Raw genomic sequence first — 338 nt, 5'->3', positions numbered from 1 at the left:
TGGAGATGAGACAGAAACCCGGAACCAAACAGAGCCCCGGCGAGAAGGTCGTTAAAGATATCCGCCGAGCCACCCGCAAGCAGTATTCAGCGGAAGAGAAGATCAGGATCGTGCTGGACGGCCTGAAAGGCGAGGACAGCATTGCCGATCTGTGCCGACGAGAAGGCATTGCGCAGAGCCTTTTCTACAGTTGGTCCAAGGAGTTCCTCGAAGCTGGCAAGAAGCGCCTCGCCGGTGACACCGCGCGTGCAGCGACATCGACCGAGGTCAAAGATCTTCGCCGTGAGGCCCGCGATCTGAAGGAAGTCGTCGCCGAACAGGCCCTTGAACTGCGGCTG

1 protein-coding gene is annotated in these 338 nt (G+C 59.2%); it reads left to right on the top strand.

Annotation, left to right across the window (positions count from 1 at the left end; translation table 11 throughout):
* Positions 1–5: 5 nt before the first annotated feature.
* Positions 6–338: transposase (locus HJ536_RS20725; protein ID WP_177159286.1), on the top strand; the 333-nt coding region annotated here is incomplete at its 3' end.

Source organism: Donghicola mangrovi, assembly GCF_013377535.1.
Taxonomy (GTDB): domain Bacteria; phylum Pseudomonadota; class Alphaproteobacteria; order Rhodobacterales; family Rhodobacteraceae; genus Donghicola; species Donghicola mangrovi.
Note: the sequence above shows the minus strand (reverse complement) of the source record. Positions and strands in the feature narration are given on the sequence as shown.